Origin of the sequence: Mesorhizobium sp. M0659 (assembly GCF_040320605.1) — a bacterium.
Taxonomy (GTDB): domain Bacteria; phylum Pseudomonadota; class Alphaproteobacteria; order Rhizobiales; family Rhizobiaceae; genus Mesorhizobium.
Genome location: NZ_JAMYPY010000022.1, coordinates 51,440 through 76,189 on the forward strand (window position 1 = coordinate 51,440; position 24,750 = coordinate 76,189).

Consider the following 24,750-nt stretch of genomic DNA (forward strand, 5'->3'; position numbering starts at 1 on the left):
AGGTCGCGGATCCAAACCGTTAATTCCAAGAGACAAGACTGGTTGTTACTCCGCCAGCAATGTCCGCGTCAGCGGATGTGTCGGATCGGCAAGCCCGTCGACGATGCTGAAATGATGCCGGTCCGGCTCGACCACTGTGCTGGTCGTGGCGCCGAGGCCGATCCAGATGTTGGCAAGCAGCGCATTCTGGCGCAGGAACTCCGCCCGCTCACCGCCGCCGGCCCAGCAGGTGATGCGTGCGCCATCCATCGGGCGCAGCAGCGCCGGGCTTTCGGCCAGTGCTTCCGCTTCATCGATGGCCAGTGTCCCATTCATCCCGGTGCGCATGATTGGCCGCAGGTCATGGACGCCGGAGATCGAGACGACATTGCGCACGCGGCCCGCCACATCGGCGGCCAGGGGTGTCGTTGTCGTCACCATCCTGGAGGCGAGATGGCCGCCGGCGGAATGCCCGGTCAGCATCACCGGCCCGCCGACCATCGTCGCCGCCTTGCCGATCGCCGCCGCGATTTCCCTGACGATGCCGGAAATGCGTATGTCGGGACAAAGCGTGTAAGTCGGCATTGCCACGGCAAAGCCATTGGCAACCGCGCCGTTGGCCAGATGCGACCATGGCTTGTTGTCGAACGCCTTCCAGTAACCGCCATGGATGAAGACGACGAGCCCTTTGGGCATGACATCGGGAAGGAACAGATCGAGCCTGTTGCGCGGGCTGTCGCCATAGGCGATGTCGAGCTTGGCCCGACCGGACGCCGACATTGTGTCGCGAAAAGCCTGTGCCGGTGTGTCCCACGCGGCCGGCCAGCGATTGCTGCCGGCAATGTTGTCGCCGTTGGCGTAGGCATTGTCCCAATCGGCAACACGATGTTGGAGCATCTGCATCCCTCCCGGATGGCTTCAGTTCAGTCGACAGGAATGGCCGCCGAACAGGGCGGCGTCAATCCTGCGACCTAAAAACATTTTAGGCTTGAAACAAATTTCGACTGGTGCGATCCTGCGCCTTGTTCAGCCATGGGCGCGAGGCAGACAGGGGCAGCCGAAAATGCTTGGGCCATCAGCGCATATCGACACATTCACGCGCGACAACCTGCCGCCGCCGGAGCAATGGCCGGAGTTTTTGCTCGACGGCTTCGACTATCCCGACCACATAAATGCCGGCGTCGAATTGACCGACAGGCTGGTCGAAAAAGGGTTCGGCGACCACACCGCGCTGATCGGCAATGGCCGCCGCCGCACCTACAAGGAACTGTCCGACTGGACCAACAGGCTCGCCCATGCCCTGGTCGAGAATTATGGCGTCAAGCCGGGCAACCGGGTGCTGATCCGCTCGGCCAACAACCCGGCCATGGTCGCCTGTTGGCTGGCCGCCACCAAGGTTGGCGCGGTGGTCGTCAACACCATGCCGATGCTGCGCGCCGGCGAACTCGCCAAGATCGTCGACAAGGCGGAAATCACGGTTGCGCTTTGCGATACAAGGCTGATGGACGAGATGACCGCCTGCGCCAAGGGCAGTGCGTATCTCAAGCAGGTCATTGGCTTCGACGGCACGGCCAACCATGACGCGGAACTCGACCGCGCCGCCCTCGACAAGCCGGTCACCTTCACTGCCGTCAACACCGGCCGCGACGATGTCGCCCTGCTCGGCTTCACCTCCGGCACCACCGGCGTGCCGAAGGCGACGATGCATTTCCACCGCGACCTGCTGATCGTCGCCGACGCCTATGCCCGCGAAATCCTGGAGGTGACGCCCGACGACATCTTCGTCGGCTCCCCGCCCCTTGCCTTTACCTTCGGTCTTGGCGGGCTCGCCATCTTCCCGCTGCGTTTCGGCGCCGCGGCGACGTTGCTGGAACAGGCGACGCCACCCAACATGATCCACATCATCGAGACCTACAAAGCGACCATTTCCTTCACCGCTCCAACCGCCTATCGGGCCATGCTCAAGGCCATGGATCAAGGCGCTGACCTGTCCTCGCTGCGCGTCGCGGTTTCGGCGGGCGAGACGCTGCCGGCGCCTGTCTTCGAGGAATGGACTGAGAAGACCGGCAAGCCGATCCTCGATGGGATCGGCGCCACCGAGATGCTGCATATCTTCATCTCCAACCGCTTCGACGACATGAAGCCGGCCTCCACAGGCAAACCCGTCGGCGGCTATCAGGCACGCATCGTCGATGACGAGATGCGGGAGTTGCCGCGCGGCTCTACTGGCCGGCTGGCGGTGCGCGGCCCGACCGGCTGCCGCTACATGGCCGATGCCAGGCAAAAGGACTATGTCCGCGACGGCTGGAATCTCACCGGCGATACGTTCACGCAGGACGAGGATGGCTTCTTCCACTTCGCCGCGCGTTCCGACGACATGATCGTCAGCGCCGGCTACAACATCGCCGGCCCCGAGGTCGAAGCGGCGCTGCTCTCGCATCCCGACGTCGCCGAATGCGCGGTGACCGGCGCCGAGGACGGTGAACGCGGCCAGATCGTCGAGGCGCATATCGTGCTTGTGCAAGGTGTTTCGCCGGACGCATTGACCGTCAAACGCCTGCAGGACCACGTCAAGGCAACGATCGCGCCCTACAAATATCCGCGTTCGGTGAAGTTCATCGACGCCTTGCCCAAAACCCAGACCGGCAAGATCCAGCGCTTCCGGTTGCGCGCGGAGAAGAGCAATTGATTAAGCCGCACGATCCGGCGTCCGATGGCGCGCAGATGTCGTTCAAGGAGCGGATGTCCTACAGCGACTATCTGCAGCTGGACAAGGTGCTCGATGCGCAGGCGCCGCTGTCTTCGGCCCATGACGAGATGCTGTTCATCATCCAGCATCAGACATCGGAATTGTGGATGAAGCTCGCTTTACACGAGATCGGCGCCGCGATCCGCTCTATCCGCGCCGACCGCCTCGAACCGAGCTTCAAGATGCTGTCTCGCGTCGCGCGCATCTTCGAGCAGCTCAACAATGCCTGGGACGTGCTGCGCACGATGACGCCAAGCGAATACACCGAGTTTCGCGACGCGCTCGGCCAATCCTCGGGCTTCCAGTCGTGGCAGTACCGCGCTATCGAGTTCATGGCCGGCAACCGCAACCTTGCCATGCTCGGGCCGCACAAGCACCGGCCCGACCTTACGGACAGGCTGGAAGCCATCCTGGCCACGCCGTCGCTCTATGATGAGGCGCTTCTGCTTTTGGCGCGCAATGGCTTCGACATCGGCGCCGACGCCAGTCGCACGGACTGGCGCGAGACGCGCGTCGAGAACGAAGAAGTGCTGGCTGCCTGGCAAACCGTCTACCGCGACCCGCAGCGCTACTGGATGCTCTACGAACTGGCCGAGAAGCTGGTCGACTTCGAGGATTATTTCCGCCGCTGGCGCTTCAACCACGTCACCACGGTCGAGCGCATCATCGGCTTGAAGCGCGGCACGGGCGGCACCTCAGGCGCCTCCTATCTGAAGAAGATGCTGGAGGTCGTGCTGTTTCCGGAGCTCTGGACGGTCCGCACCCGGCTCTAGAGCATTTCACCGTTTAACGGAAACGGCGAAATGCTCTAGCTCTTTGATTGACGCAATTTCGGACGGAAAACCGCTTCACACTTCCTGAAATTGCTCTAGTTTCTCACGTAACCGCGGTCTTCACCGCGAAGCGGGCGTCCTGCCAGGCGCCGGTGCGCAAAATATCCTCCAGCGCTTCGACCGCCTGCCAGACATCGCCATAACCGACATAGAGCGGCGTGAAGCCGAAACGGATGGTCGACGGCGCCCGAAAATCGCCGATCACGCCGCGCTCGATCAGCGCCCGCATCACCTGGTAGCCATGCGGGTGGAGGAACGACACCTGGCTGCCGCGCTGGCTGCCGTCGCGCGGGCTTTCGAGTTCAAGGCCGTAGGCGCCGCATCTGGCTTCGACGAGCTGGATAAACAGGTCGGTCAGTGCGATGCTTTTTCTGCGCACCGCCGCCATGTCGACGTCGTTCCAGATATCGAGCGCGCCCTTGAGCGCCCGCATCGACAGCACCGGCTGCGTTCCGCACAGGAAGCGGCGGATCCCGCTGCCGACGGCAAAGCCCTGCTCGAAGGCAAAGGGCCGCGCATGGCCCCACCAGCCGCTGAGCGGCTGCCTGATATCACCATGGTGGCGCTCGGCCGCGTAGATGAAGGCCGGCGAGCCCGGGCCGCCATTGAGGTATTTGTAGGTGCAGCCGACAGCGAAATCGGCATTGGCACGGTCGAGTTCGACCGGCAAGGCGCCGGCGGTGTGGCAGAGGTCCCAGATGATCAGCGCGCCGGCGTCATGTGCCTTGCGCGTCAGCGCCGCCATGTCGCGCAACTGGCCGGATTTGTAGTTTACGTGGTTGACCAGGATGACGGCAACGCTGTCGTCGATCAGCTCCTCGATTGCGGCCGCGTCGACGCCCTCCAGCCGCAGCCGCGTTCCCGGCCGGGTCGAGGCGACGCCTTCGGCCATGTAGAGGTCGGTCGGGAAACTGTCGCCCTCGGCAACGATGACCGACCGATTCGGCCGCATGCCGAGCGCGGCGTGCAGCAGCTTGTAGATGTTGATCGAGGTTGTGTCGCAGACCACCGTCTGCCCGTCAGCCGCGCCGATCAGTCGTCCGAGCTGATCTCCCAGTTCCACCGGCATGTTGAACCAGCCAGCCGTGTTCCAGGCGCGAATGAGGTCCTGCGCCCATTCCTGCGTGGCGGCCTGTTGCAATTCGCTGAAGACGGCTGGTGACGCGGCACCCAGCGAATTGCCGTCGAGATAAATCACGCCTTGCGGCAAGACAAAGCGTTCACGCATGGAGCGCAGCGGATCGGCGGCATCCATTGCTTCGATTGTAGCGAGATCGGGTGTCGTGCTCATGATCCGGCGCCCTTCCATGGACAAACGCGCGCGGCGGAGCCTGCCGCCCAAACATGCCGGCGATCTTGAGTGGTCGCCCTTGAGCTGTCAAACATTATATAATTCACCCATTGAAAGACTTTGATATATAATGATCCGCCGAGCGTTTATGTCTGATGGATCACGATGCTGGATGACGAGCAGACCTCGAAGACGGAAGTGGCCTATCGCCTGCTCAGGCGCGATATTCTTGCGACCCGGCTGGCGCCTGCCGCGCCGTTGAAGCTGAGCACGCTGCGCAACACCTACGGCATCGGCTGGACGCCGTTGCGCGAGGCGCTGTCGCGGCTGGATGCGGAACGGCTTGTGACCGCCATCAGCAACCGTGGGTTTGCGGTCGCTCCCGTCTCTCGGGCGGAGCTCGAGGATCTGGCGCGTGCGCGGCTGGTGGTCGAACTGCCCCTGCTGGTGGAATCGGTCGAGAAGGGCGACCGCGAGTGGGAAGACGCGGTCGTTGCAGCCCACTATCGTCTCTCACGGTGCGGGTCTGTTCTCGACGATCCATCGGATGATGCGGTCGACGCGTGGTACGAAAAACACGATGCCTTCCATGCGGCGCTGCTCAGTGCCGCGACATCCAGTTGGCTGCTGCGCTTCAATGCGACGATTTCCGACCAATTGCATCGCCATCACCGCTTTCTGGGTCTGGCCCCGACGCTGCGCGCCGCCGCCGGCCGCACGGATGGACACCGGAAGGCCGTGGCGGCCCTGCGCGACGCCGTCGCGATCGAACACCATACCGCCCTGATGGAAGCGGCCCTCGATCGCGACGTCGAACGTGCGAAAACTCTGATGACCGCTCACATCGGCTACACGATGCAGGTCTATGCCCAGAGTGAACCCGGCGCGGATGCTGCGCAGCCCCGTCCGAAAAGGAAGCGGCGATCGTAGCCGACGACGCAGGGCACTTTGTCTTCGTTTCACCCCGTTGCCGGCCAACGACTACGAGCGCCGCTCGCGGTGCCGAACGTTACGCTGAACAAAACGTCAACACATTCATTAAACTTTAAAAGGTTGCGGAACACAACTGGAACAGATAGTGTTTGTTCTGGGTTTGTTTTTTTGATTCTGGTTTCAGAACCCCTGGGGGCCGCGATGCTGACGCGCAAACAACATGAGCTTCTGATGTTCATCCATGAACGCCTGAAGGAGAGCGGAATCCCGCCGTCCTTCGACGAGATGAAGGAAGCGCTTGACCTCGCCTCCAAGTCCGGCATCCACCGCCTGATCACGGCGCTTGAGGAGCGCGGTTTCATTCGCCGGCTGCCGAACCGGGCGCGCGCGCTGGAAGTGCTGCGGCTGCCCGACTCGATCGCACCAGGCCTCAATGCGGCGAGGAAGTTTTCGCCGAGCGTCATTCAGGGCAGTCTTGGTCAAACCGGCCAAGGGCAAGGCGGCCAAGGACAAGGCGCGATGGGCCAAGGCGGTCTCGGCCGCCAGATCAAGCCGGGCTCGCCGTCGCGTTCGATGTCGGCCGGCAATGACGATGCCGTTTCCGCGATTTCAATCCCGGTTATGGGACGCATCGCCGCCGGCGTGCCGATCGACGCCATCCAGCATCAGACCCATTCGATCTCGGTGCCGCCCGATATGATCATGGGCGGCGAACACTACGCGCTCGAGGTCAAGGGCGATTCGATGATCGAGGCCGGCATTTTCGATGGCGACACGGTCATCATCCGCAATGCCGACACAGCCAGCCCCGGCGAGATCGTGGTGGCGTTGGTCGACGATGAGGAAGCGACCCTGAAACGCTTCCGCCGCAAGGGCGCCTCGATCGCCCTGGAAGCCGCCAACCCGGCCTACGAGACCCGCATTTTTGGACCGGACAGGGTGAAGGTGCAGGGCAAGCTTGTCGGATTGATCCGGCGCTACTGAGCCGGCTTGGGTTTGTACTTTTCACGCTGGTTGTAGGGCGGCAGGCCGCGCGCTTCGCGGGAGAAGCGGCGTTGCTCGTGCCAGGGGCGATACGGCTTGTCGACGGCGAAGCGGATGGTTGGCGCTGCAGCTGCCGATTGCGGATCGAAGAAGACGGCGGCGCTGCCGTCGCGGGCCAGCTGTTTCTTCGTCACGACCAGCACCAGCGGGTCGCGGCACGGATTGTAGGCGGTGGCGTCATCGATGACGATCAGGCTCGCGAAGGCACAGGCCGGCCGCGCCGTCTTGCGGTCTTTCGCAAGCGCTACAATGGCTCCGGAAGGGTGCCGGGCGATACAGAGATCGCCGGTGCAATAGAAGGGCGAGCCGGGCGGCAGATCGAGCGGATCGAGATCGAACCGCGTATCTGTTGACTCGAAAATCTCAGGTGGGATAATGGTTTCGGCCCGCAGCGCCCGTTTCCAATTGTCCGTGGTGAATTCGTTGGAGCGTTCGCGGTTGAGGGCGAGTTCGCCGCCACCGGTCGGCATGGCCACCAGATGCGCATCCTCGGATATGAGCACGTCGGGCGTAAGCACCTGCGGCACCGTCAACAGGCCGGCCAGCGCGAAAGGCACGGCCGCCAACCTGAGCCAGGTGGTGGCCATGGTGGCGATGACGAGGGCGACCGCCACCAACAGCACCGAGCGGATGGAGATCAGCCCGACGGCGTCGACCGGCGAGCGCTCGGAAATCCAGGCCGATATAGCGATCATCGCCATCAGACCCTTGCCCATCACATAGAGGAACGGCCCGTCGGCGCCGAACGGCATCGCCAGTGCGCTGAGCACGGCAAAAGGCATGACGATCAACGAAACAATCGGCATCACGGCCAGATTGGCGATCAGGCTGAGCGGCGACACACGCTGAAAATGCCAGATGGCGAACAGCAAGGTTGCACTGCCGGCGATGATCGAGGTCATGGCGAGGCCGCCCATGGCCAGCGCGAATTTTCGCGACAGGAAGCCGACGAAGGAGCGCTTTGCCGGCGGCGTTCTCACCTTGTCGGCGCGGTAATCGGCCCAGCCGGCATAGGCGCCGACAAGGGCGGCGGTGGCAGCAAACGACATCTGGAAGCTGGGACCGACCACCTCGTGCGGCGACACCAGGATGACGGCAATGGCGGAGATCGCCAGATTGCGCATGGTGAGTGCGGCGCGATCAAACAGCACGGCGACAAGCATGACCGCCAGCATGATGAAGCTGCGCTCGGCGGCAACCACGACGCCTGAAATGACGAGATAGGCGGCGATGGAGACGAGTGCTGCCACTGCTGCATATTTCTTGACTGGGCGGCGCGAAGAGAAATCGGGAAACAGCGCAAAGGCGCCACGCAGCAACGCCATGATGGTGCCGGCAACCAGCGCCATGTGCAGGCCGGAGATGGAGATGATGTGGTAGATGCCGGTGCGCCGCATCGCTTCGTTGACCTCGTCCGGGATGCCGGCGCGCACCCCGACAATCAACGCCGCGGCAATCTCGCCTTCGGCGCCGCCGATTTTGCCCCTGATATGGTCGGCAATGTTTTCGCGCGCGTTCTCGATTGCCGAGGAGAGCCGCGCGGTCAGCGGCGGCGGTCCCTGCGTAGCAATGGTTTTCGGATTGCCGAGAAAGAAGCCGCTGCCGCCGATACCGGTGAAATAGCTGTCGAAGGAGAAATCGTAGCTCTCCGGCCGCACCGGACCGGTCGGCGGCAACAGCCTGGCATAGCCGGTGATCAGGGAGCCGGCGGTCATATCGGCGGGAACGGTCCGCGCCGAGAGCCTGACCCGCTCCGGGGCATAGCGCAGCTCGGGGTAAGCGGTCGAAACCACATCGAGCGTCAGCCTGATGCGGCCGCTTTCCATCTGTTCGAGACTGACGACGCGGCCGGTCAGCCGTGTCTGAATCTCGGAGCCGAGCATCTGCGTTCCGGCGCGCCAAGTCTCGACTTTGGCGGCGACGACGCCGAGCGCGCACAGCATCGCGGCCATGCAGAACAGATGCGTCCTCGGCCGCGATCGCGTGGCGAGGGCGCAACATGTCGCCAGCACCACAATGGCGATTGGCTGCGCAAAGCCGGGCTCGCCGGCCAGCGAGAAATAAATGATGACGCCGGCCGCCAGGAAAACCGGCACCAGCAGGAAGGCGACGCCCCGGTCGAGCTCCGTGTTGGCGGCCACGGCAAGGCTGCGGCGGAGCGCGGGCCATGACGGACGGCGAAGCCGTCTGCGCAGACGGGCGATAGATCCGGGCGCTGTGACTTGCGCCGGCAACGCGTGACCGGGCAGCGCAGGCGCGACGCCGGGATGCGGCTCAGGCAGCGCGAGGGGCAGCGGCTCGGCATAGGGACTATCGGCAAACAGCGAGCGTTCGCTGACGCTTGCCTCGGCGCCTTCGCCTTCCTTCGTGCCCCGGCCACGTCCAGCCATCGGGTCTGCCCCTTGCGCCCCAGACCCCTATGCTACATGAACGCGCAAAGCGCGAAAGTCCGCGTGATCACGTCCACCGCGCCGGAATCGACCATCACCTGGCAAGGACGCTCAATCCTCAATCATATCCTGGCCCTCCGCTCTCAGGCGAGCAAGCCCATCGTGCATTGCCTTCAATTGTTCCGGTGTATGACCCTGCCATTCACCGAGTTCACCCAGGATGAGCAACGGATCACGGGAGCGGTAGGATTTCGTCGGATTACCGGGAAATTTTTTGTCGGTCAGGTTAGGGTCATCCATAAAAAACCCCGTCGGCTTTACGATGTAAATCCTTTGACGACCGTCACCCGTTGCAAGCTCTGCTCCCCAGATGGCGGCTTCAAGTGTCTGGGAGAAATATATCCATGACAGTGGTTGATCTCTGAAATTGGAAGGATGGCCGACGCTCAGCAGATCCCCGGGTTTCAAATCCGCCCGGGTACCATGGTAGAACGGATCACCCTCCGTATGGTCGGCGTTTCTGGTCATCGGTAGTCCTTCTTTCAATCTGCCTCCTTCGTGGCGGACCGGACTGCACACAGTTGCGGTGTTCACGATAATGATTGCAGAAAGGTCAATATGCGTGACCAAGCCAACGCTGTCACGGCGGCGTTGTAGTCGGGCAGTGCCGCCTCCGTGAAGAAATGTCCGCTCGTCAGAGGAGGCTACCACCGTCGCAGCGATGTTCCAGGCACTGTGACGGACGCTGCAGCCGAATGAAACCCAGACATTGACGCTGCTGCCAAACGAGGTTGCGCGGAGGGTGCGAACAGATTTTGTGCTACAAGGCTCCAGCGCCCGTTGACGCAACCGATAATTGCCGACGTGCCCCGGCCACGTCCAGCCATCGGGCCTGCCCCTTGCGCCCCAGACCCCCTATGCTACATGAACGCGCAAAGCGCGAAAGTCCGCGCGATCACGCTCCGTTTTCCAAGGCTTCCCGAGAGTTCCATGTCCGACACGGTCGTCACCCGTTTTGCCCCCTCGCCCACCGGCTATCTGCATATCGGCGGCGCGCGCACGGCGCTGTTCAACTGGCTGTACGCCAAGCACACCGGCGGCACGATGGTGCTGCGCATCGAGGACACCGACCGTGAACGCTTCAACGAGGCGGCGACACAGGCCATTCTGGATGGGCTGACCTGGCTCGGCCTTTCCTGGGACGGTGAGGCCATATCGCAGTTCGAGCGCGCGCCGCGCCACCGTGAGGTGGCCGAGGAGCTGGTGCGCCTGGGCAAGGCCTATTACAGCTACGAGACGCCTGCCGAGCTCGAGGCGATGCGCGAGGCCGCACGCGCCAAGGGCCTGCCGCCGCGCTACAATGGCGCGTGGCGCGATCGTGCCCCCTCGGAGGCGCCTCCCGGCGTCAAGGGCGCCATCCGCATCAAGGCGCCGACCGAGGGCGAAACCGTGGTGCACGACCGTGTGCAGGGCGAGGTGCGCTTCCCCAACAAGGACCTCGACGATTTCATCATCCTGCGCTCGGACGGCAATCCGACCTACATGCATGCCGTCGTCGTCGACGACCATGACATGGGCGTCACCCACATCATCCGTGGCGACGACCATCTGACCAACGCCGCGCGCCAGACGGTGATCTACAACGCCATGGGCTGGGACGTCCCGTCGATGTCGCATATCCCGCTGATCCACGGCGCCGACGGCGCCAAGCTGTCGAAGCGGCACGGCGCACTCGGTGTCGAGGCTTATCGCGCCATGGGCTATCTGCCCGAGGCACTGCTCAACTATCTGGCGCGGCTCGGCTGGAGCCATGGCGACGACGAGATCATGTCGATCAAGGACATGATTTCGTGGTTCGACATCGGCGATGTCAACAAGGGTGCGGCGCGCTTCGACTTCGCCAAGCTCGAGTCAATCAACGGCGCGCATATGCGCAAGATGGCCGATACCGAGCTGTTCGACATTTTCGTCGCCACTCTGCCATACCTCGAAGGCGGATCTGCTATCGCCGCCCGTCTCGACGACGCCAGGAAGGCGCAGCTGCTGGCCGCCTTGCCGGGCCTGAAAGAGCGCGCCAAGACGCTGGTGGAACTGGCCGATGGCGCGGCCTTCCTGTTCGTCGAGCGGCCGCTGCCGATCGACGAGAAGGCGGCAGCACTGCTCAGTGCCGACGCGCGCGCGATCCTGCGCGGCGCACATGCCGCTTTGCAGACTGTTTCGGGCGATTGGTCGGCTGCCGCGGCTGAAGCCGCGGTGCGCGAGTTCGCAGCGGCCGGCGGCCACAAGCTCGGCGCCGTGGCCCAACCGCTCCGGGCGGCCCTTACCGGCCGTAGCACCTCGCCCGGCGTGTTCGACGTGCTTGCCGTGCTTGGCCGCGAGGAAAGCCTGGCCCGGATTGCGGATCAAATCGATTAGGAGCGAGCTGGCCCAAAAAGATTGGCATTGAAAGGCGGGTTTCGCAGTGCAACATTAGGCCTTGGCCCAATCAGGCACGCACCTCCCAAAATGCGGTGGCGAGTTCGCGCATTCCGGTGATTTCGACGTGTCGTTTGCAGGAATTGCCTTGCCGGCATGAGGAACATGAAGGAGTTTGAGAATGAGCGAAGCTGCGACAAGACTGGAAACCGGCAGCAAGACGACGCACCCGTCGACTGCCACGCTCGAACTGGCCGGCAAGACGCATGAATTCAAGGTGCGAAGCGGGTCGGTCGGGCCCGACGTCATCGACATCGGTGCGCTCTACAACACCACCGGCGCCTTCACCTACGATCCCGGCTTCACTTCGACGGCGAGCTGCGAGTCGGCGATAACCTTCATCGACGGCGATGCCGGCATCCTGCTTCACCGCGGCTATCCCATCGACCAGCTGGCCGAGCATGGCGACTTCCTCGAAGTCTGCTACCTCCTGCTCTACGGCGAACTGCCGACCAAGGCACAGAAGGACGATTTCGACTACCGGGTGACGCGCCACACCATGGTGCACGAGCAGATGTCGCGCTTCTTCACCGGCTTCCGCCGCGACGCGCATCCGATGGCTGTGATGTGCGGCGTGGTCGGCGCGCTGTCGGCCTTCTATCACGACTCCACCGACATTTCGGACCCGTATCAGCGCATGGTCGCCTCGATGCGGCTGATTGCCAAGATGCCGACGATTGCGGCCATGGCCTACAAATACCATATCGGCCAGCCCTTCATTTACCCGAAGAACGAGCTGAACTTCGCCGCCAACTTCCTGCATATGTGCTTTGCGGTTCCGTGCGAGGAATACAAGATCAATCCGGTGCTGGCGCGCGCCATGGAGCGCATCTTCATTCTGCATGCCGACCACGAACAGAACGCCTCGACCTCGACCGTGCGGCTTGCAGGCTCGTCGGGCGCCAATCCGTTCGCCTGCATCGCCGCCGGCATCGCCTGCCTGTGGGGCCCGGCGCATGGCGGCGCCAATGAGGCGGCGCTCAACATGCTGGGAGAAATCGGCCATGTCGACCACATCCCGGAATTCATCGCCCGCGCCAAGGACAAGAACGATCCGTTCCGGCTGATGGGCTTCGGCCATCGCGTCTACAAGAACTACGATCCTCGCGCGAAGATCATGCAGAAGACGGCGCATGAAGTGCTGGGCGAACTCGGCATCAAGGACGATCCGCTGCTCGACATCGCCATGGAGCTGGAAAATATCGCGCTGACCGATTCCTACTTCATCGAAAAGAAGCTCTATCCGAACGTCGATTTCTATTCCGGCATCACGCTGAAGGCGCTGGGCTTCCCCACCACCATGTTCACCGTGCTGTTCGCGGTCGCGCGCACCGTCGGCTGGATCGCGCAGTGGAAGGAAATGATCGAGGACCCGCACCAGAAGATCGGCCGCCCGCGCCAGCTCTATACCGGCGCGCCGGAACGCGACTACGTGCCGATTGCGAAAAGGTGAAAGAGGGTGAATGGTGAATGGTAAGTAGTGAATAGCAGGTAGTAAGTAGCAGGTAGCAAGTAGCAGCTTGATTATAGGCGAGAGCGCGTTAATCCTATTCACTATTCACTACTCACTATTCACCGTTCACTCCTTACTAAGCCCTATTCGCTCTCCCGATGTGGCGAAGAACGACATCGGCGGCGATGTCGCCGGAGGGCCTGTTGGTGGCCATGCGTCTGGCAACCTCGCCAAAGCCGTCCTTTTGCCAGGCGCGGTAGGCGGTGTCTGAAAACAGTGCCTCGAGCTGCCGCGCCAGATAGTGCGGCCGCACATACTGGTTGTAGCTTTCCGGCACGACCGGCCGGTCGGCGATAAGGTTGGGCAAAGCAGCGCTCCACACCGTGATCAGGCTCTGCGCCATCAGCATGATCGGATCGAACTTGTAGCAAGAGATCATCGGTACACCCGACAACGCCAGTTCCAGTGACACCGTTCCAGACGCAATCAGCGCCGCATCGGCCTTGCCGAAGGCCTGCCACTTGCGCTCGGGATCGAGGATGATTTCCGGCTCCTGATCCCAGCGCGCCACCGACGTTTTGACCAGTTCGGCGACATGCGGCACCGTCGGCAGCAACAGCCGCAGCCGGTGGCCGCGCGCGCGAAGCGCCGACGCCGTCTCGCCGAACGGACCGATGAGCCGGCTCACCTCGCCGCGCCGCGACCCTGGCAGGACGAGCAGCGTCTTGACGTGATCGGCCGAGAGATCGCGCGGCTGGCCTTGCGCCCTTGCCGCGCCAAGCACACCCGGATCATGCGTGAGGCGGTGTCCGACATAGGTGCCGGGCGGACCGCCGAGGCGGCTCAGTTCCTTCACTTCGAAAGGCAGGATGCACAGTATGTGGTCGACATAGGGCTTCATCGCGGCCGCCCTGCCCGGCCGCCACGCCCAGACGCTCGGGCAGACATAATGGATGATCGGGATCGACGGATCGGCGGCGCGGATCTTTTTGGCGACGCGCAGCGAGAAATCGGGGCTGTCGATGGTGATCAGACAGTCGGGTTTTTCGGCGGCGACAACGCTCGCCGTCTGGCTGATCCGCCGCATCAGGCGCGGCAAGTCACGCAGGATGGCGCTGAGCCCCATCAGCGCGATCTCGGCGCCGTCGAACAGCGGCGCCAGTCCGAGCACCTGCAGATGCCGCCCGCCAGTGCCGACGAGTTGCACCTCGCGCCCGGTCATGCGCTTCAGCGCCTGCACGATGTCGGCGCCCAGCAGGTCGCCGGATTCTTCGCCGGCGACGATGGCAATCTTCAGCGGCTTCTCAGCTGCCATGGACAGACTCCGCAGCCGGCAGGCCGAACACGAACAGGCCGAGCGCATTGGCGCGCGCGACAACGGCGGGGCCTTCGAGGATGAGCGAACGGCCGGCTTCGACGGCAATGCCGGCGAGCCCCGCGGCATGCGCCGCCTCGACGGTCTGGGGGCCAATAGATGGCAGATCGGCACGCAATTCCTGGCCAGGCTTGGCGCATTTGACCAGGACACCGCGCGTCTTGCCGGCCAGCCTGCCATGGCCGCGCAACTGCTGCGTCCGCTCGAGCAGTCCGTGGGTGCCCTCGACGCCTTCCAGGGCAACAGTGCGGCCACCGATGGCAATTGCCGCCTGACCAATGTCGAGCGCGCCGATGGCCTTTGCCGCCGCGTGTGCCGCCTCGATATCGCGCCAGTCCGACTTTCGCGGCACTGCTTTGGTCAGCGGCCCTTCGGCCGCGACGAGCCGGGGCACGACTTCATGCGCACCGACAACCTTGACGCCCCGTGCCTCCAGGCCGCGGGTCAATATCTTCAACAGCCCGTCATCGCCGCGGGCAAGCGCCATGGCGAGCGAGGGTATAAGTGCCAGTAGCCCAAGGCTCGGGCGCATGTCGACCAACCGCGGCCTGCGCCTGATCTCGCCGGCAAGCACAAGATGGGTGATCCGCCGGCGCCTCAGCAACGCAACCAGCGAGCCGATGTCTTCCAGCGCAAGGCTTTCATGCTCATAGATTGTGAGGTCGGACTGACGGTCGGCCTGACCTTCGACCAGGATGATGACGGGCGGATGTCCGGCCTCCGCCAGGCCGGCGGCAACTTCGACCGGCAAGCTACCGCCGCCGGCAATGATGCCGACCCTGGCGTCCGGCGCAAGATCGAGGCCCGTTGAAGTGGCCTCAGCCTTCGTCATCGGCATCGTCGCCGTCGCCACCCTTAAGCGACGGGACGGCAAAATGCCGCTTGCCGCGACTGGTGATGAAATCGATGATTTTCATGGCCGTCGGCGACGACGCAAACTCGGCCTTGGCGAATTCGATGTTCTCGCCGACAGTGCGGGAGCGGTCGAAGATGGTCTTGTAAGCCTTGCGCAGCAGGTAGATTTCGGCGCGCGGCAACCCGGCGCGCTTCAGGCCGATGATGTTGAGTCCACGCAGGCTGGCGCGATTGCCCACCGCAATGGCGTAGGGAATGACATCGCCGACAAAAGCCGAGCAGCCGCCGAGAAAGGCGTTGTCACCAACACGCACGAACTGATGAACGGCGCTGAGGCCGCCGATATAAACGCTGTCACCGACCTCGCAATGGCCGCCCAGGGTCGCGCCATTGGCGAAGGTGGCGTTTTTGCCCACGACGCAATCGTGAGCGATGTGGGCATAGGCAAGGAAATTGCCGTTGTCGCCGACGGTCGTCTCGCCGCGGCTGGAATCGGTGCCGAGATGCATGGTCACGCCTTCGCGGATCGTGCAGTTCTGGCCGATGACCAAAGTGGTGCGGCCGCCCTTGTGCTTGGTGTTCTGCGGCGGTCCGCCCAGTGTCGCCATTGGATAGACCTTGGTCGCGGCGCCAATGGTTGTCGCGCCCAGCACCGAGACATGGCTGACCAGTTCGACGCGGTCACCGATCACGGCGTCAGCGCCGACATAGCAGAAAGGTCCTATGAAGGCGCCTTCGCCGATCTGCGCGCCGGCCTCGATGACGGCCGAGGGGTGGATTGAAGTCTGTATTTTCATGAGCATTTCGAACCGTCAGCCGGTAACCATCATTGCCGAGATCTCGGCTTCGGCGGCCTTTGTGCCCTCCACCATGGCCTCGCAGGCGAATTTGAGCAGGTTGCCGCGCATCTTGATTTTCTTGACGTGGATCTTCAACTGGTCGCCTGGGACGACCGGTTTGCGGAATTTCGCGTTGTCGATGGTCAGGAAATAGACCAGCGACGGCTTTTCCGTGTTGAGGTTACGGATGCAGATCGCGCCGGCGGTCTGCGCCATGGCCTCGACGATGAGCACGCCCGGCATCACCGGCTGGTCCGGGAAATGGCCCTGGAAATGCGGCTCATTGATGGTCACGTTCTTGATGCCGATGGCAGAATCATTGCCGTCGATTTCGATGATGCGATCGATCATCAGGAAGGGATAGCGATGCGGTAAAAGCTTCATCAACCCCAATATATCGACCGCTTCGAGCGTCGCCGGCACCATCTCAGCTACTTCCCCCTTCGCCCTGCTTGCGCGTCCTGGCGAGCTTCCTCAGCATGGCGATCTCGCGCATGGCTTCCGCCATCGGCTGCGCCGGATAGCCTCCCCAGATCTCGCCCGCCGGCACGTTGCTCATGAACCCGCTTCTTGCAGCAAGCTTGGCCCCTGATCCGATGGTCAAATGATCGGCAAGGCCAACGCCGCCGCCCATGGTGACACCGTCGCCGACGGTGACGGAGCCGGAAATACCAGAGAGCCCGGCAATAATGCAATTGCGGCCGATGCGAACGTTATGGGCGATCTGCACCAGATTGTCGATCTTGGTGCCCTGACCGATGACCGTATCCGACATGGCGCCGCGATCGACGGTCGTGTTCGAGCCGATTTCGACATCGTCCTGGATGATGACGCGGCCGACCTGCGGCACACGCTCAGGGCCTTTGGCGCCGCCGACAAAGCCGAAGCCGTCCTGGCCTATCCTGGCGCCGCCATGAATGATGACGCGGTTGCCGATCAGCGCATACTGAACACTGACACCCGGCCCAATGTAGCCGTCACGGCCGATCTGGCATGACGGACCGATAACGGCGTGGGGGGCAATGACCGTTCCGCTGCCGATGGAAGCACGCGGGCCGACGACGGCTCCGGCCTCGATGATCGCGCCTGCCTCGATATGCGCCGTGGTATCGACATGAGCTTGCGGCGAGACCCCGGTTTCGCTGGTCATCGGACCCGGCGTAGCCGCTGTCGGGAACAGCAGCCGGCCGATCATGGCGAAGGCCTGCTGCGGGCGCGGATGCACCAGAACCGCAATGCCGGCCGGCGCCTTGCCGGCGAACTCGGCGGGACAAAACACGGCCGCCGCTTTCAGCGACTGCATCAGCGCGAAATTGCGCTTGCCGTCGACGAAGACGAGCGCACCCTCGCCGCCTTCGTTGGCTGGCGCCAACGCATCGATCGATATGTGGGCAAGATCGGAATCGACAAGCGATGCGCCGGTCAGATTCGCGACTTCGCCGGCCGTATACCGGCGTGATGGCGCGAAGAACACCGGATCGGTCATTCCAGAAGCAATATCCAGCTAGGTCGGATCAATTCTCTTCCGGACCCCAACGGCCCGGAAGCATCGTTACCGCAAGATCAGAAGCGGCTCGACATGCCGAAGTTGAATTCCTGCACGTCGTCGGTCTTTTCCTTCTTGACGGGCATCGCGTAGTCGATGCGGATCGGGCCGAAGGGCGATGACCACAACAAGCCGACACCAACCGACGCGCGCAACTTCATATCAACCGAGGCCTGAGTGACGCCAGGAGTATCAATCTTGCTGCCGTACAGTGTGGCGGCATCAGCAAACACAGCGCCACGCACGCCAAAGCTTTCCGGAATGACCGGTATCGGGAACTGAGCTTCCGCCGAAGCATTGAAATAGGTGGTGCCGCCGAGGTGGTCACCTGTTGCAATATCCACAGGGCCAATGCCACCATACTCGAAGCCGCGGATCATGCGGTCGCTGCTCTTGAACTGATCGAAGATACGCAGTCCATTATCGCCATAGCCCGCGATATGGCCAGCACCGCCGGAGATCAGGCCGACCAGATCCAACTGTTCTGATAGAGTCTGGTAGACGGTGCCGCGACCGGTAACCTTGACGAATTTGGCATCGCCACCAAGGCCGGCCACTTCCACAGTCGTGGTGGCGTAGATGCCTTCATGCGGGCTCTTCATGTCGTCTATGGTGTTGTAGACCAAGCCGAGACTGACGGACGATTTGATCCAAGGGCTTTCATCAATACCCTCTCGAATTGCGGCAGAAACGTCGCATTTCGAGGGATCATAGGTGCCGCTGGTCAAGCAGTCATCATCATATTTATACTTTTCCTGCGCGATATTGTACGCTAGCTGCGTCGAGATATTATCGGTGATCGGCAGGCCGAAGCGAACCGTCGCACCCAGCGTCTCGCTGTCGTAGTCCGAATAATTTCGCGTCTGCTGGAAGATATCGAAACCGGCGGCGATACGGCGCCCGAGGAAATAGGGCTCGGTGAAGGACAGGCTGTAGTCGCGCGAATTCTTGCCGCCGCCGGCCGAGACCTTGATGTACTGGCCGCGACCGAGGAAGTTGCGCTCCGCAACCGATCCCTCGACGGACGGACCGGCAGTCTCGCCACCGGTCGAATAACCGGCGCCGATCGAGAACTCACCAGTCGACTTCTCGACCACGTCGACCACAAGCACGACCTGGTCAGGCTCGGAACCCGGAACAGTCGAAATGTCGACTTTCTCAAAATAATCCAGCGCTTCCAGCCGCTTCTTCGCGCGCTGAATGAGAACCTGGTTGAAGGCGTCGCCTTCGCTGACATCGAATTCGCGCCGAATGACATAGTCGCGCGTGCGGTCGTTGCCGCGGATTTCGATGCGCTCGACATAGGCCTTGGTGCCCTGGTCGATCGTGTAGACGACCGAAATGGTGTGATTCTCGAAGTTACGGTCGCCGCGCGGCGTCACCTGGGCGAAGGCATAACCAGAACCCGCCACCTTCTCGGTCAGCGCGATGATGGTGTCCTCGACATCCTTGGCGTTGTAGACGTCGCCCTTGTGGGTCTGAACCACCGATTCCAGCGCCTTCGAGTCGACTTCGGGAATGGTGCTCTCGACGCTGACGTCGCCGAACGTATAGCGGTCCCCTTCCTGGACGGTGATGGTAACGGTGTATTGGTTGGTCGTGTCGTCGAGCTCGCCGACAGCAGAGACCACCTGGAAGTCAGCATAGCCGTGATTGTAATAGAAGCGGCGAAGCGATTCCTGGTCGGCGCGAAGCTTGTCCTCGTCATAGACGTCGTCACGCAGCACGAAGGACAGGAAGCTTGAGCGCTTGGTGGCGATGACGTCGGACAGGCGGCGACTCGAATAGGCGCTGTTGCCGACGAAATTGACTGCGGCGATCTTGGTGCGGCCGCCTTCGTTGATGTTGAAGACCACGTTCACGCGGTTGTCGCCGAGGTCCATGATCTGCGTCGTCACGGCGGCATCGTCGCGGCCAATTCGCTTGTAGGCAGCTTTCACCGCCTCGACATCGGAGTCCAGCGTTGCCTGCGAGAACGTTCCGCGTGGCTTCAACTGCACGGCGATTGCCAGCGCATTGTCCTTGAGCTTCTTGTTGCCCTGGAACAGAACCTGGTTCACGACCTGATATTCGGCAACCTTGACCACCAGCGTCGAACCGACCTGATTGATCTGAACGTCCGAGAACAGCCCGGTACCAAACAGTGCCTTGACCGCATCGTCGATATCGGCGCTGGAAAACGCCTTGCCCGGCTTGATCGTGATGTAGTTGCGGATGGTGTCGGCGTCTACGCGCTGGTTGCCGTTGACCTCGACTCTCGAGACAACGGCTGCTTGCGCCGCAGATGTGGCAACGAACTGCACGGCGAGCGCACCTGGTACAACCAGAGCGGCGGACATAGCCACCGCGGACGCGGCGCTCAAAAATTTGGATGCTGCCTTCATCGGGCTTTTGTACCTTTTCTCGAAGTCCCCACGGCGAGAAAACCGGACGTGCGGTAATTTCTCCTACCGTATTAACCGGATTTTCCCTACACGCAAGGCTTCAGGTTAATTTGTAATTACTTAACCCTGATGCGTGGCTTTCGCGTCACGCATACCCCCGTGCATGGTAAACGGCGTCTCAACATTGCCGGTGCTGAAGCCAAATTTCTTCATGATTTCAGCACCCAAACAGATCGTTCCAGAAGACGAAGCCCATAAATCCAAGCACCAGAAAGAGGCCGGCCCGGTATCCCATTTCCATCATCCGCTCCGATACCGGACGCCGGAAAACGGCTTCGAGTGCGTAGAACAGGAGGTGGCCGCCGTCGAGGGGGGGAATCGGCAAAAGGTTCAGAATTCCGATCCCGACCGACAGTCCGGCGACGAGTTGCACCAGCCACAGGAAGCCAAGCTTTGCCGCCTGCCCCGACATCTTGGCGATCTTGATGGGGCCGCCCAGCTGGCATTTGTCTTCGCGGCCGACAACGAATCGCTGCAGGAACTGGCCGGTGCGCTGAATGACGTGCCCCGTCTCCTCGACCGCGGCGCCGACTGCTCCGACAGGGCTGTAGGTGATCAGCCTGGGCTGGCCGACATCCTTGTTGTTGACGACGCCGATGACGGCCACCTTGACCTTGTTGCCCAGCGCGTCCAGCTGCTCCATCGGCTCCGGCGTCGCGACGACGGTGACCTCCTTGCCGTCGCGCAACATGGTGAAGGTGATGGCGTCGCCGCCGCGTCCTGAAACCAGGCGTTGGACGTCGGCGAAGGTCTCAACCTTGCTGCCGTCGACGGCGACGAATCGGTCGCCTGGCAAAATGCCGGCCCTTTCGGCTGGACTGCCGGCGGTGACTGCAGCCACCATCGGCTCAAACACAGGGCGGCCGTAGAGGGAAAACAGCACGGCAAAGACGGCAATGGTCAAAAGGAAGTTGAACAGCGGTCCGGCCACCACCGTGGCGGCGCGTTTCCAGATGGGTTGCGTGTGGAAGGCGACCTTGCGTTCAGCGTCAGTCAGCGTTTCCAGATCTTCCGAACTCGGCTGGCTCGACGTGGCGCTCATGTCGCCGACGAATTTGACGTAACCGCCGAGCGGTATGGCGCAGAGCTTCCAGCGCGTGCCGTGGCTGTCGTTGAAGCCGAGAAGTTCGGGGCCGAAGCCGATCGAAAAGGCCTTCACGCCAATGCCGCACCAGCGGCCGACGAGGTAATGTCCCATTTCGTGAATGAAGACGACCACGGTCAGCACGAAGAGAAACGGCACCAGCGTGCCGAGGACAAAGCCTTCCGTGCTGAAAAACGCGTGAAGAATTTCGTTCAAGTCGTGCCCTCAAATTCACCTGCGGCAAAAGGTGTCGCCGCGACTGTGACATCAATCCAGGCGAATCCGTGGCGTGCGCCATTTCTTCGCCGTGAAATATCACTCAAGCCGGAAACAGCCCCTGCGCCGGATGATCGGCGCCCGCCGAAATCCAGCCGATCACGTATAGGGCAAAAGCCGCCGCGACAAGCCCGTCCACCCTGTCCATGACACCGCCATGCCCGGGTATCAACGCGCTTGAATCCTTGCGGCCGTGGCGGCGCTTGACCCAGGATTCGAAGAGATCGCCAGCCTGGGCAACAATCGACAGCACCAGCGCAACCAAGGCGAGGACGCCAAGATTGCCGGCCCCGGCGGCGGCAGCCAGAAGCACGCCGGCGGCCACGCCGCCGACAGCGCCGCCAAGCGCGCCGCTCTGCGTCTTGCCGGGGGATATAGATGGCGCGAGCTTGGGCCCACCGACGGAGCGGCCGACGAAATAGGCGAAGATGTCGGTCGCCCAGACCACGGCGAACAGAAACAGGATTGCGACCAGGCCGGGATGGTCGCCGCCGCGCAGCAGCGCCAGCGATAAGCCGGACAAAGCCGCGTAGGCAAGACCGGCTGCATCCCATTGCGCCGCTCCATGCATACGGGCGCCGACAGCAGCGACCACAACCATGGCCAGGACAAGAGACAGAAGCCACGATGCCGGCACGCCTGCAACCAGGGCGACGACGAAAACCAGAAGCAGCGCTTCGGGAATGAAGCCGAGGGTCGCACCGGCCAAGGGGCGCGACATGCGCGCCCATTCATAGAAGATGACCGCCGATATCCCGGCGCAAAGCAGGCGGAACCACAGCCCTCCCAACCAGGTCAGGCCAAGCGCTATTGCGGCCAGCACCAGCGCCGAGACGATGCGAAGCTGAAGATTGTTCATCCCGCCGCCGATCACGAGGCAGCGACATCTTGAGCGGCAAGCCCGCCAAAACGGCGCTCGCGGCCAGCAAAATCGCGCAATGCGTCGGCCAGGTGTTCGCGGCTGAAGTCAGGCCAGTAGCAAGGCAGAAAAACCAGTTCGCTGTAGGCTGCCTGCCACAGAAGGAAGTTCGACAGCCGAAGCTCGCCACTGGTGCGGATGACCAGCTCCGGATCGGGAATGCCTGCGGTGTCGAGGGCGCCGGCAAAAGTGTCTGCCGTGATCGCCTCTGCGTCGATCTCGCCGCGCGCCACTGCGGCTGCGAGCTTGCGTGCCGTGCGCACGATCTCGTCGCGCCCGCCATAGTTGAAGGCGATGACCAAGGTCAGCGATTCATTGCGCGCAGTCAGCGATTCGGCCTCTTCGAGCAGGCCCCTGATGTCCGGCTGCAGCCCCGCCCTGTCACCGATGATCCTGACGCGCACGCCGTTCTGGTGCAGTTCGGCCAGATCGCGGCGGATGAACAGCTTCAAAAGCCCCATCAGGTCGCTCACTTCGGCCTTGGGCCGCGACCAGTTTTCCGATGAAAAGGCGTAGACGGTCAGGAAGGAAATGCCGAGACCGGGCGCGGCGCGCACCGTCTTGCGCAGCGCTTCGACGCCGGCGCGATGGCCGGCAAGCCGCGGCATGCCGCGCGCCTTGGCCCAGCGTCCGTTTCCATCCATGATGATCGCGACATGCGCCGGCGTTGCCATTGTCTCGCTTTCGGGCCGGTGTGGGCCGACCCTAAACCTGCATGATTTCAGCTTCCTTATCGGAAAGCAGGTGATCGATGGTGCTGATCGTCTCGTCGGTCAGCTTCTGGACCTGATCGGAGCGCTTCCGCTGATCGTCCTCGCTGATGTCGCCGTCCTTTTCCGCCTTCTTCAAGAAGTCCATGCCGTCGCGACGGACATGGCGCACCGCAACGCGGGCGTTCTCGGCGTAGCCATGCGAGATCTTGACCAGTTCCTTGCGGCGCTGCTCGTTGAGCTCGGGCAGCGGAATCCTGAGGTTGGTGCCGTCGACGATCGGATTGAAGCCCAGATTGGATTCTCTGATGGCACGATCGACCGCGCCGACCATCGACTTGTCCCAGACCGAAACCGAAATCATGCGCGGCTCCGGCACCGACACGTTCGCCACCTGGTTGATGGGCATGGTGGTGCCGTAGGCCTGGACCTGGATGGCGTCGAGCAGATTGCTGGAGGCACGGCCGGTGCGCAGCGAAGCCAGATCGTGCTTGAAGGCGGCGATCGCGCCATCCATGCGCCGCTTGAGGTCGTCGAACTCACCACTCATCTTAGTCTCCTCGACCCGTTTGATCCGGGTTCAGTGCTTAGGGCCTATATTCGGACCCGCTTTCGAAAACTGATCCCCTTTTTAGGAGAGTATACTCCGGGTCACTCGTCGGCGACGATCGTGCAACGGCCGCCGCCCCGCAGAATATCGCCGAAACCACCTTTTTCGTGGATCGAATAGACGATTATCGGGATGTTGTTTTCGCGCGCAAGTGCAATTGCGGCGGTATCCATGATCGAAAGGCCCTTGTTGATGACTTCGGCATGGCTGATGCGCTCGAAGCGGGTCGCATTCGGATCCTTCTTGGGATCGGCCGAATAGACGCCGTCGACCTGGGTGCCCTTGAACAACGCGTCGGCGCCGATCTCGGCGGCGCGCAAGGCCGCGGCCGAATCGGTGGTGAAGAACGGATTGCCGGTGCCGCCGGCGAAAATGACGACCTTGCCCTGGTTCATATAGGCGGTGGCCTGGCGCTGGGAAAAACTCTCGCAAAGTTCGGGCATGGCGATGGCCGACAGCACGACGGCATCGACGCCGATCTTGTTCAGCGAGGTGCGCAGCGCCAGCGAGTTGATGACGGTGGCCAGCATGCCCATGTGGTCGCCGGTGACGCGGTCGCCGCCCTTGGATGCCACCGCCACGCCGCGAAAGATATTGCCGCCGCCAATGACGACGCCGACCTCGATGCCAAGTGCGCGGGCTTCGGCGATGTCGGCCGCGATTCGGTCGACCACCGAGACATCGATGCCGAAATGCTGCTCGCCCATCAACGCTTCGCCCGACGCTTTCAGCAGGACACGTCGATAGAGGGGCTTTGCCGTCATCTGGACCTCGTCATTGTTGCGTGTGGCAGCCTGGGCAGGCCGCCCTCGCGCGGGCGCCGCCGCTGGCGCGATGCCGAGTTCCGATACACGAAGGGCGCCGCGAAGTGACCCCGCGCCCCCCCCCCCAATACGCCTACCCCGGGCGGCCCCGCAGTTGGTGGGGGTGCGTACCGCGTCGGCC

At 62.7% G+C, this 24,750-nt stretch carries 21 protein-coding genes; 6 read left to right on the top strand and 15 right to left on the bottom strand.

Annotation, left to right across the window (positions count from 1 at the left end; translation table 11 throughout):
* Positions 1–45: 45 nt before the first annotated feature.
* Positions 46–876 carry a hormone-sensitive lipase gene (locus tag NKI31_RS26470; protein WP_023736581.1) on the bottom strand — a complete coding sequence of 277 codons (831 nt, stop codon included), beginning with the start codon at positions 874–876 and terminating at the stop codon, positions 46–48.
* 166 nt (positions 877–1,042) lie between these two features.
* Here NKI31_RS26470 and NKI31_RS26475 point away from each other — a divergent pair, with 166 nt between their 5' ends.
* Together NKI31_RS26475 and kynA are read left to right on the top strand one after the other, a co-directional pair.
* Entirely contained in the window at positions 1,043–2,668 is a 1,626-nt protein-coding gene (locus tag NKI31_RS26475) for an AMP-binding protein (RefSeq protein WP_023671045.1), read from the top strand.
* Positions 2,665–3,501 (top strand): tryptophan 2,3-dioxygenase, encoded by an 837-nt coding sequence (gene kynA / locus NKI31_RS26480; RefSeq protein WP_027049448.1) that lies wholly within the window; start codon positions 2,665–2,667, stop codon positions 3,499–3,501. Before NKI31_RS26475 ends, kynA begins: the two co-directional genes overlap by 4 nt.
* Positions 3,502–3,604: 103 nt before the next feature.
* Here kynA and kynU read toward each other — a convergent pair whose 3' ends face one another.
* Positions 3,605–4,852, bottom strand: a complete 1,248-nt coding sequence (gene kynU / locus NKI31_RS26485) for a kynureninase (protein WP_352652938.1) — start codon at positions 4,850–4,852, stop codon at positions 3,605–3,607.
* 165 nt (positions 4,853–5,017) lie between these two features.
* Here kynU and NKI31_RS26490 point away from each other — a divergent pair, with 165 nt between their 5' ends.
* Together NKI31_RS26490 and lexA are read left to right on the top strand one after the other, a co-directional pair.
* A complete protein-coding gene (locus tag NKI31_RS26490; RefSeq protein ID WP_352652939.1) occupies positions 5,018–5,782 on the top strand; it encodes a GntR family transcriptional regulator in 765 nt (254 codons plus the stop codon).
* A 204-nt stretch (positions 5,783–5,986) separates the two neighbouring features.
* Positions 5,987–6,769, top strand: coding sequence for a transcriptional repressor LexA (gene lexA, locus NKI31_RS26495; RefSeq protein ID WP_023724387.1), 783 nt, complete (start codon positions 5,987–5,989; stop codon positions 6,767–6,769).
* Here the strand turns inward: lexA and NKI31_RS26500 are convergent.
* Entirely contained in the window at positions 6,763–9,219 is a 2,457-nt protein-coding gene (locus NKI31_RS26500; protein ID WP_352652940.1) for a ComEC/Rec2 family competence protein, read from the bottom strand. The genes lexA and NKI31_RS26500 overlap by 7 nt on opposite strands.
* A 111-nt stretch (positions 9,220–9,330) precedes the next feature.
* Entirely contained in the window at positions 9,331–9,747 is a 417-nt protein-coding gene (arr, locus tag NKI31_RS26505; protein WP_352652941.1) for an NAD(+)--rifampin ADP-ribosyltransferase, read from the bottom strand.
* 462 nt (positions 9,748–10,209) lie between these two features.
* Between arr and gltX the strand changes: the two genes are divergently transcribed.
* The gene (gene gltX / locus NKI31_RS26510; protein ID WP_023696561.1) at positions 10,210–11,634 is read left to right on the top strand and encodes a glutamate--tRNA ligase; all 1,425 of its coding nucleotides are present in this window, start codon (positions 10,210–10,212) and stop codon (positions 11,632–11,634) included.
* Between the two features lie 181 nt (positions 11,635–11,815).
* Positions 11,816–13,147 carry a citrate synthase gene (gene gltA, locus NKI31_RS26515; RefSeq protein WP_352652942.1) on the top strand — a complete coding sequence of 444 codons (1,332 nt, stop codon included), beginning with the start codon at positions 11,816–11,818 and terminating at the stop codon, positions 13,145–13,147.
* Positions 13,148–13,283: 136 nt separating this feature from the next.
* Here the strand turns inward: gltA and lpxB are convergent, their stop codons facing one another.
* From lpxB to pyrH, 11 genes are all read right to left on the bottom strand, one after another.
* Positions 13,284–14,462: a lipid-A-disaccharide synthase gene (gene lpxB / locus NKI31_RS26520; RefSeq protein ID WP_352652943.1), complete on the bottom strand. Its 1,179-nt coding sequence runs from the start codon at positions 14,460–14,462 to the stop codon at positions 13,284–13,286.
* Positions 14,452–15,354 (bottom strand): LpxI family protein, encoded by a 903-nt coding sequence (locus NKI31_RS26525; RefSeq protein WP_023832084.1) that lies wholly within the window; start codon positions 15,352–15,354, stop codon positions 14,452–14,454. Before NKI31_RS26525 ends, lpxB begins: the two co-directional genes overlap by 11 nt.
* On the bottom strand, positions 15,341–16,174 hold the full coding sequence (gene lpxA / locus NKI31_RS26530) for an acyl-ACP--UDP-N-acetylglucosamine O-acyltransferase (protein ID WP_352652944.1): 834 nt from the start codon (positions 16,172–16,174) through the stop codon (positions 15,341–15,343). Before lpxA ends, NKI31_RS26525 begins: the two co-directional genes overlap by 14 nt.
* A gap of 15 nt (positions 16,175–16,189) precedes the next feature.
* Entirely contained in the window at positions 16,190–16,642 is a 453-nt protein-coding gene (fabZ, locus tag NKI31_RS26535) for a 3-hydroxyacyl-ACP dehydratase FabZ (protein ID WP_023684696.1), read from the bottom strand.
* A gap of 1 nt (position 16,643) precedes the next feature.
* Positions 16,644–17,702 carry a UDP-3-O-(3-hydroxymyristoyl)glucosamine N-acyltransferase gene (gene lpxD, locus NKI31_RS26540; protein ID WP_023671032.1) on the bottom strand — a complete coding sequence of 353 codons (1,059 nt, stop codon included), beginning with the start codon at positions 17,700–17,702 and terminating at the stop codon, positions 16,644–16,646.
* A 77-nt stretch (positions 17,703–17,779) separates the two neighbouring features.
* Positions 17,780–20,146, bottom strand: a complete 2,367-nt coding sequence (bamA, locus tag NKI31_RS26545; protein WP_023693445.1) for an outer membrane protein assembly factor BamA — start codon at positions 20,144–20,146, stop codon at positions 17,780–17,782.
* 217 nt (positions 20,147–20,363) lie between these two features.
* The gene (gene rseP, locus NKI31_RS26550) at positions 20,364–21,506 is read right to left on the bottom strand and encodes an RIP metalloprotease RseP (RefSeq protein ID WP_023688578.1); all 1,143 of its coding nucleotides are present in this window, start codon (positions 21,504–21,506) and stop codon (positions 20,364–20,366) included.
* Between the two features lie 103 nt (positions 21,507–21,609).
* Entirely contained in the window at positions 21,610–22,425 is an 816-nt protein-coding gene (locus NKI31_RS26555) for a phosphatidate cytidylyltransferase (RefSeq protein WP_352652946.1), read from the bottom strand.
* Positions 22,426–22,436: 11 nt separating this feature from the next.
* Positions 22,437–23,159: an isoprenyl transferase gene (locus tag NKI31_RS26560; protein ID WP_023748403.1), complete on the bottom strand. Its 723-nt coding sequence runs from the start codon at positions 23,157–23,159 to the stop codon at positions 22,437–22,439.
* 31 nt (positions 23,160–23,190) lie between these two features.
* Positions 23,191–23,745, bottom strand: coding sequence for a ribosome recycling factor (frr, locus tag NKI31_RS26565; protein ID WP_023671027.1), 555 nt, complete (start codon positions 23,743–23,745; stop codon positions 23,191–23,193).
* A gap of 101 nt (positions 23,746–23,846) precedes the next feature.
* Entirely contained in the window at positions 23,847–24,569 is a 723-nt protein-coding gene (pyrH, locus tag NKI31_RS26570) for a UMP kinase (RefSeq protein WP_023671026.1), read from the bottom strand.
* Positions 24,570–24,750 lie beyond the last annotated feature (181 nt).